Genomic DNA, 2,717 nt, shown 5'->3' with positions numbered 1-2,717 from the left:
TTCGCTCACGCAGCGAACATGCGTACTGTGGTGTTGGTTATACTGTTGTGTCCTAGTTCGAATTCTTCTCAGCCCACTTTCAACTTTGCGATTTCCTGAAAGCCGGGGCCGTCGTGCGTCATCTGGTCCTGAGTGGCGGTCCAGGTGACCATGATCAGTGTCGCCGCGACGCCCTTGGCCTCGAGGGCGGAGGTGACGGCGGCGATGCGCTTGGCGATGACATCCGAACGCGTGTTCGGATCCCAGGTCTCGGTTTCCCGCGCGACCAGGGTGACGTTGGCGACACCGCCGGTGGAGACCGTGGTCGCGATCTTGTCGATGGCCGCTTCGGCGTCGCCGCCGAGGCTGTTGGAGCCGATCTCGAACGGGACCTGGATCGAGGCGCTGGCGGCGCCCTGGCCCGGGTCGGCGTCCTGCAACTGGATCGGTCCGCTCGGGGGCGGCGGGGCGGCGGCGCCCGACAGCGGCGGCCCCTGGGGCCGCGCGGGGACTGGCACCGCGACGTCGTTCGATGCGGGCGCCGGAGGCGGCGGAAGCGGCGGAGCCGGTGCGGGGTTTTGATTCACGAGCGGAAGCGCCGCCGGAGTCGGAGCCGGCAGCGGCGGCACCCCCTCGTGCCTGGCTTCCTCGGCCGGGGCCTTGACGCCCTCGGGCGTCAGGCAGCTCTGGTAGTCGACGTTGGCGACCGAGCCGACGAGCTTGAGCACGCCTTCCTCGAGCGCCATGCGGATGCCGAACTGCATCGGCTCCTGGTTCTTGGCGCCGACGTCCACGTCCCAGAGGTTCTGGGCCTTGCCGAAGAACGAGAAGATGTTGCCGTCGACCTCGTAGCCGGTGAGCTGCTTTTCGAGGCTGACCGTCTTCAGCACCACCAGGCTGCGGCTGTCGACGATGCGCAGGTCGACGGCGACGTTCAGGGTGAACACGCGAGCCGAGGGGCCGATCAGGTTGACGGTGCCGTCAAAGCCACCCGACTGGATGTTGTAGTTCACCTCGGTGATGCCGCCGACGATGTAGTAGTCGGACTTCTCGATGCTGCCGCCGAAGTACGGGAGCCACGGCACCTGTTCGGGGCCCTTGGCGGTCTGCAGCACGTGGGACTGGCCGTCGCCGAGCTGGCGGCGATCCGCGTAGGTGAGTTCGGCTTCGCCGATGCGGGTGTCGAAGCGCTCGTGGATGCGGACCACCGGGCCCAGCTTGCCGAGGGCCGAATAGACCATCAGCGAGCCGCCCTGGGTCACCGTGGCGCCTTCGTACTGCGAGTACTTCGCTGTGTAGTCCTTCACGTCGCCGACGCCGATCCCGAAGACCGGCGAGTGGGCGTCGTGCATCTTCCAGGCGAGGCAGGACAGCGGACCCTGGGTCGGGGTCGTGTTTTCGCGCACCGGCGAGCCGATCATCATCGGCGCCTCGCCCGGATAGCTGACGGTGTGGAAGGTTTCGCAGCCGCCAAGGACGGGAAGGCAGGCGATCGCCGCCATCCCGAAGAGCTTCGATTTCAGACTGGAACGGCGCATCGGACTTCGCGGCTGGGACATCGTCGACTGATCGGACATTACTTCCCACCGCTGCTGGAGCACGCCGTGCTGCCGCTGACGCTCGAGGTCTGGGCGCCCGAGTTGCTCTGGGTCGAGTTGAGCGCCTGGTTGGTGGTGCCGCCGCCCGTCGAAACCGGTCCGAGGCTGGTGCTGTTGGACGAGCCGCTGACCAGCGAGCTCAGCGTGCTGCCGCTGTTGCCCTGCGTGGTGCTGGTGCCGTTCAGGGGATTGGTCATCGAGTTCAAGGCGTAGGCGACGCCCGGATTGCCGCCGACCGAAGTCGTGTTCTGGTTGCCCGTGGTCGAGGCGCCTAGAGATGGCGAGCTGGAGACGGTGGGCGAAGACGTCAGGGCGGTGGGCGTGTTGTTGCCGTTACTGCCGGCCGCGGCGGAACTGAGCGTGCAGTTCCATTCGGTGCCGATGTTGGTGGTGGTGTTGACGGTCGTCTGAGCGGGACCGAACGAGTTAAAGTATCCGCCCTGCTTTTCCTGGAGCAACGTCTCCATCTGGGCGTTGGTGCTCTGCTGGGCAGCGCTCTGGAACTGCCAGGAAGAACTTTCGCCATAGCCGTTGGCGAATACGGATCCGGGTAGGAGCGCCGAGCCTGCGCAGAGCGCGACCAAGGCCAATCGAAGTCGAGTCGCCATCGAGTTTTCCCATTACTTGCAACCGCAGCCCTCGCGTCGAATACAGCTCTCCGCTGCGCGCCATGGACGCGCAGCAGGCAGCATCGACGCGCCAGACGTGGCGCATGCCAACGCACTTTAACTTTCCGCGGGCGCAGACAACGCCGCGCCACGCGGTGACCATCTCTGTTTTGCTTGGTGCTTCGACCTTCGGCGATTTCAGCCGCCGAAGGTCGGTTGCGCCCCCTAGTAGTACCACCCGATACAAAATGGATTGCACAGCCACTCCGCCGCGTCAACCGACACGCACGACGCCGTTAGGCATGAAAATTTACGCTGACGGGGTGTTCCGGGGCTTTTGCACCCTTTGAGGTCACCCTTTGCCCGGTATGCCCGCGGCCCGTCCAACGATGCCCGCGCAGGAAGGATTCAAGCGGCAAAAACCGCAGCTGAAGGTTGCCGCAGCGGCGCAGTCCGAGGTTCACGCGCTGCCATGCCGTTGGCTGGGATAGGACGTGCCCTGACGTAACCGGCGGACCGCACATTTCGTCGC

General features: G+C 65.6%; 2 protein-coding genes. Both read right to left on the bottom strand.

Going from position 1 to position 2,717, the window contains the following annotated elements:
* Positions 1 to 68 precede the first annotated feature (68 nt).
* Entirely contained in the window at positions 69 to 1,556 is a 1,488-nt protein-coding gene (locus VGG53_RS04740; RefSeq protein ID WP_331516837.1) for a CsgG/HfaB family protein, read from the bottom strand.
* Entirely contained in the window at positions 1,556 to 2,167 is a 612-nt protein-coding gene (locus VGG53_RS04735; protein WP_331516836.1) for a hypothetical protein, read from the bottom strand. Before VGG53_RS04735 ends, VGG53_RS04740 begins: the two co-directional genes overlap by 1 nt.
* Positions 2,168 to 2,717: the final 550 nt, after the last annotated feature.

Source organism: Mycobacterium sp., assembly GCF_036490025.1.
GTDB lineage: Bacteria > Actinomycetota > Actinomycetes > Mycobacteriales > Mycobacteriaceae > Mycobacterium.
Note: the sequence above shows the minus strand (reverse complement) of the source record. Positions and strands in the feature narration are given on the sequence as shown.

Bases quoted from the DNA above. Each gene is read 5' to 3' on its own strand.
- VGG53_RS04740 (WP_331516837.1), bottom strand. From the start codon at position 1,556: ATGTCCGATCAGTCGACGATGTCCCAGCCGCGAAGTCCGATGCGCCGT.